The sequence below is a fragment of the Vibrio sp. V10_P2A27P122 genome, from assembly GCF_963874335.1.
Classification (GTDB): Bacteria; Pseudomonadota; Gammaproteobacteria; order Enterobacterales; family Vibrionaceae; genus Vibrio; species Vibrio anguillarum.
On the sequence record NZ_CAWNHY010000114.1, the window covers coordinates 1 to 5,164 of the forward strand.

Sequence of the window (5,164 nt, forward strand, 5' to 3'; positions counted from 1 at the left end):
CACTGTTATTAAATAAAGATAGTTATCAAATAAAAAGCCGAGACGTAAGACTCGGCTTTTTATTGTATTTAGTTTACACCTAGAACTTAAAACGAGTCGTAAACATCAGCTGATCGCCGTAAGCATCATTGATACGAGCTTCGGCACCGAGAGAGAAAAGTTCTGTAGAATGAAAACGGGCATAAACAGACGCAATCCAGTCATCATTGTCATCAATAGAAACAAAGCCACCTTTGCCACCAACTTCCAACTGTGGTCCAAGCCATTGGCGTACGCCAAGGTTTAATTCCATTCCTGTATCTGCGCTTTTATTATCGCGGGTATCTACGACGCGTAATAGCATTTCACCCGTGAAGTCAGCCCAGTTGTTAATAGGAGCATGAAAGCCAAAACCTGCGGCTGCGTCAAAATCACCTTCAAACTCAGAGTCTATACGACCAATAACATGTGCATTTGGGTGAATTGATTTGCTCATCGCAGCACCAAAGGTGACTGGACTTGCTCCAATACGAGCTTCGATATAGTCATAACTAAAATTGCTCATGACGGATGGGCTATTTCGGTCTATTTCTGCCAGTGTTTGGCCTGAGGCTAGCAGCAAAGCGGCTGCAATGATTGTTTTACGCATAGTCACTATAAACCTATATTTTTAGTTTATTTCCATGGTCAGTCGCGGAATACCCGCGGTGACATTAAAGAATTTAGACATCATAGTGCATAGATTGACATTGTCGCCATTAAAAAGTGTCATTCTTTTGTTGTCTTCGCAAAAAATAAGCAAAGAGAGTGCCATTTCTTCGTTAGGATATTTTATTCACCAAAACTGATGCGGTTTTGTGCGATCGCATTGAAGATTTTCTCGGCATCCAAGACTCTGGCCCAAGGCATTAAATCTGATTCGTTTTCAATCATATATTGTGTTAATTGATCTTTGATAACATCGCGAAGTTTGTTCCCATCCCAAGGTTTGGCTACATAAAAATGTAGGCTGGCATTATTCACCGCTTCTACGGTGTCTTCTAGCCCTGCTTGGCCTGTTAGTAGCACTTTGCGTGTATGTTGCGTCTCTTCATTGTGGCTTAATTCAATTAAGAACCTAATACCTGTTTGTTCGGGCATAATGTGATCGCACAAAATTAAAGCCAGCTTGATATTTTGAGCTTGGTGATCGGCAATCACTTCTTTTGCCTCTGCAACAGATTCTGCGGCTTCTAAGATAAAAAACTCTTCAAATTCGTCGAGGTCTTGTATGACGCTGTCCAATACTTCACGTTCATCGTCCACGCATAAGATCAAAAATTTGTTCATGATATTCTCCTTAATCATCAGCACGACAAGTTATCGACTAACTGGCAGCCATACCGTCATCGTCGTGTATTTATCCTGTTCAGATTGAACATCGATCCAACCTTGATGCTGGTGGACTATTTGTTGGCAGACAGAAAGCCCAATACCTAGCCCAAAGTTACCTTCTTTTTTCGTCGTGTAATTTAATGTGAAGATACGCTCTTTCTGCTCGTACGGGATCCCACAACCATTATCCGTGAAACTGATGGTCACAAAAGATTGATTACCCTGTTTTGCTAATGTGGTTGCAATGTGCAGTACGCCATTGGCTGGGAAGGCATCAATAGCGTTGGAAATGAGGTTTGTCCATACTTGTTGTAATGCAATCGGCTGACAGGTAATCAAAGGTAAGTCGGCATACTCTTTCTCGACTTTGTGGCGCTTAAGACGATTTTCGAAAATAACCAGAGTGTCTTCAATACCTTCATGAATATTGACCTTGTGCAGCGCTTCATCATCAGGGCGAGCATACCCTTTAAGGCTTCGTACCATATCGGCGATGCGTTGTGCACAAACATTGATAGAACGAAGTGTACTACCTGTTAGGAAATAGTTTTCTAACTGTTCCAGTGTTTCTAACGTTTTTTCGGGATCGTGTTTAGCCGATTGTCGGAGCGCAAGATCATCATCTAGATTGAGTTTGACCAATTTTTTCGCGATCAAACGATGATGAATTTCATTTTCTATGGCTTTAGCGCGTGCCCGCTCTTCTGATGTAGAAGTAGGTTTGGCTGAAAGTGCATTCCTTAATAGTTGGCTGCCTTTATGTTGCAGATTTTTATGTTCAGTCTCTTGGACTAAGTGCTCAATCTTGTCTGACAATGTTTCGGTTCCACGTAAAATTGCGGCGACAGGATTGTTTAGTTCATGAGCGACGCCTGCAACAAGCTGACCGAGCATGGCCATTTTTTCCCGCTCGATTAATTGCTGATGAGCTGACTCAAGTGATTCGAGCGTTTTTTGTAGTTGCAGTTTAGTGTTAATACTGCGTTGTAAGCGGCGGTTAAAATGGCGGAGCAGCAAGTTAGTAAATAGGGGCAATAGCCGAGTATCCGAATGCATGACTTTTGCAAACACATCTCGGTCTAGTTTAATCACATCGGTTTTAGTCAGGGTGACGGCAGTAGAAAAAGATTTCTCACCAGTCACAAAAGACATACCACCGACAATGTTGCCTTTTTTGTGGCGAACCACTTCTCTTTGTTGCCCTAAATCATCTTTTTTATACAGGGCCACTTCACCTTCAGTGATGAACCAAAGAAAGCGGTTCTCTTCTCCCTCTTTGGTAAGAAAGTGATTAGTGGAGTAGGTTCGGCAGGCGCGAGTTTCATCTTCATTTTCAAAAAATTGGTGTAAAGCACCAATTACTTGTTCAGCCAGTTCTGTATCAGAAAGCTTGTGGTAATCGGAGATAAACCCATCTCGATAACTGCGCATTTTATTATCGATGTGCGCGCGTAAGATGCGCTGTTGATCAAGTATTGTGCTGTAGTTGAGAATGTTGTCTTTATCGTGATCTAAGATGTAGGTCGTGAGCTCTTTTTGGACGGTTTTATAGAGCACGTTATTTTGTAGTGGCTTAGTGAGGCAGTGATCTAATCGCCCCTCATTGACGGCGGTGAGAATTGCTTGAATATCTTGTCCGCAGCTTATCAGCACTTTCCGCGCTGAACGCGTGTGGATTGATTTATCGAGTTGAGTCAAAAAATCCGCACCATCAAACTGCTCATGGTGACTGGCAATGACCAATGCAATCGTTTGTTGCTGTTCGTGCAAATATTCTAGGGCTTGCTCAGCTTCATCTATGGTGTCCGCTGTATGAAGATCAAATTTAGCGGCGAACGGAGCTAACTCAGCTCGCAACTGTTCTGTGCTGATTGGGTTATTGTCTAAACAAAGTAGTGCGTAATGGTTCACACAAGCCTCTACTGTCATCGCTGTTTTGACTACTGTAGCAAGTATTACGCAGTGGGTTTGAGAGCTAGGTTTTAGAATTTCTCATCACATCTTAGCAATACTCTGACCTAACTCCATGTTTTGGTTTTCAATTGTTTACGGTAGACTGGGTAAAATCTTCAGGAATGGAACACTATGAAACAGTTAAAAATCATTGGTGCGGTTGGTGGTGCTATCGTCTTAGCAGCATGCTGGCCGTTGGCTGTCGGGCAAATCGGTGAAAAGGTGATCACTAACGGTATTGCAAATATCTCTTCAGGTTCAATTGAGGCGGACATTGTCAGTTATAAGCGCGGTTACCTTTCATCAACCGTGCAAACCCGCTATCAGATTGCAGATAAAACGCTCAAACAACAGTTTATTGTCGATGGTTTACCGACCCAAGTTTTAGTCAATAGCGAGGTTAAGCATGGCCTGTTGAGTTTAACAGCAACATCCGTTATTGCTGATCAAGAAAATCTACCATTGACGATGACCAGTATCACGCAGTTGAATGGCAATACTCAATACACTGTGGCGCTAGACAGTTGGCACTACCAAAGTGAAGGTGGCGAGATGACGTTCTCGACAACGCCCGCCACATTGAAAGGTGATATTTCGGTGCTAGGTGAAATCACTTATCAACTGAATGTTCCTTCTGTTGAGTTGGATTTTACCAGTGGTGAAAAAATGATGCTTTCACAGCTAACTGGTCAAGGTATAGGTAAACAAGATAAAGGCTTCTGGCTAGGACAACAGTCATTGGCGTTAGCAAAAATTAATCTTGTCGATGGCCTAGGTGAAAATACGCTGAGTATGGACAACATGCGTTATTCCTTTGATTCGGTATTAAAAGGAGAGCCTTCTCGTTTTGATAGTAATCACTTGATTGAGATGGATAAATTAACTTATAGCGAAGGCGAGGTGAAGGACCTTAATCTTGATTTTACCTTGGGTGATTTAGATGGTGACGCTTTTGATAAGCTCTCAACGCTTTACCAAAACAGCCCAGAACTTTCTGATGAGGACATTCAGCAAGCACTACCTTATGTGCAATCATTATTCGAGAAAGGTTTTTATCTATCGATGAATAAAATGGCGCTAAAAGTTGGCCAAGGTGAGTTTGAATCAAACTGGAAGATAGCGGTTCCTGAAGGGACAAATAATGTGGTGCAAGATCCGAGTACCATTTTACCAGCCTTAACCGGCCACATTGATACCTTCATTTCTAACCAGCTGGTTGAAGATTTTCCTTTTATCCAGCAAGGTATTGATGAGCTTGTTGTGATGGAAATTATGCAGCAAACCGATCAAGGATATCGACTCCAAGCTGAACTGAAACAGGGCAACTTGGAATTTGAAAATGGCAATCAAATGCCGCTATTGACACTATTACTTCCGGCATTGATGCGATAGCGAACGGCGCTCAAGCAAACGATTTCGCGAGTTTTAGCAATCAGTAAGAGAAAAGAGCCGATAGAAGCTCTTTTCTCGCTTTTTATCCACATCAAAAAGTGGTATTAATCACATTAATTGTCGATAGCAGGAGCAAGGAACTCATGGAATCAAATCAAGCGGGCCCAGTCTATAATTTCAGCGCAGGCCCAGCAGCCTTACCTAAAGCCGTGATGGAAAAAGCGCAAGCCGAGTTTATTAACTGGAACGAGCTTGGCACGTCCGTTATGGAAATTAGTCATCGTAGTAAACCTTTTATTCGCGTTGCTCAAGAAGCGGAGCAAGATCTGCGAGATTTGCTTAATATCCCGAGTAATTACAAAGTATTATTTTGTCAGGGTGGAGCGCGCGCTCAGTTTGCGGCGGTGCCTTTAAACTTATTAGGCGATGCGACTAAAGCGACCTATATTGATGCGGGTTACTGGGC

Annotated in this window: 5 protein-coding genes; 2 read left to right on the top strand and 3 right to left on the bottom strand. The window is 42.5% G+C overall.

What is annotated here, in order from left to right; translation table 11 throughout:
* Positions 1-79: 79 nt before the first annotated feature.
* The 3 genes from AACQ17_RS06170 to AACQ17_RS06180 form a co-directional block, all read right to left on the bottom strand.
* Positions 80-628 (bottom strand): hypothetical protein, encoded by a 549-nt coding sequence (locus AACQ17_RS06170; RefSeq protein WP_026027603.1) that lies wholly within the window; start codon positions 626-628, stop codon positions 80-82.
* 182 nt (positions 629-810) lie between these two features.
* Positions 811-1,308 carry a response regulator gene (locus AACQ17_RS06175; RefSeq protein WP_094147456.1) on the bottom strand — a complete coding sequence of 166 codons (498 nt, stop codon included), beginning with the start codon at positions 1,306-1,308 and terminating at the stop codon, positions 811-813.
* Between the two features lie 30 nt (positions 1,309-1,338).
* On the bottom strand, positions 1,339-3,264 hold the full coding sequence (locus tag AACQ17_RS06180; protein ID WP_170899151.1) for an ATP-binding protein: 1,926 nt from the start codon (positions 3,262-3,264) through the stop codon (positions 1,339-1,341).
* Between the two features lie 174 nt (positions 3,265-3,438).
* Between AACQ17_RS06180 and AACQ17_RS06185 the strand changes: the two genes are divergently transcribed.
* A complete protein-coding gene (locus AACQ17_RS06185; protein ID WP_094147455.1) occupies positions 3,439-4,698 on the top strand; it encodes a DUF945 family protein in 1,260 nt (419 codons plus the stop codon).
* Positions 4,699-4,841: 143 nt separating this feature from the next.
* A partial coding sequence (locus AACQ17_RS06190) for an aminotransferase class V-fold PLP-dependent enzyme (protein ID WP_170935141.1) occupies positions 4,842-5,164 on the top strand: 323 nt, incomplete at its 3' end.

What these genes read in the sequence shown, in the direction of transcription:
- AACQ17_RS06185 (WP_094147455.1), top strand. Translation starts at nt 3,439, where the DNA reads ATGAAACAGTTAAAAATCATTGGTGCGGTTGGTGGTGCTATCGTCTTA.
- AACQ17_RS06175 (WP_094147456.1), bottom strand. Translation starts at nt 1,308, where the DNA reads ATGAACAAATTTTTGATCTTATGCGTGGACGATGAACGTGAAGTATTG.
- AACQ17_RS06170 (WP_026027603.1), bottom strand. Translation starts at nt 628, where the DNA reads ATGCGTAAAACAATCATTGCAGCCGCTTTGCTGCTAGCCTCAGGCCAA.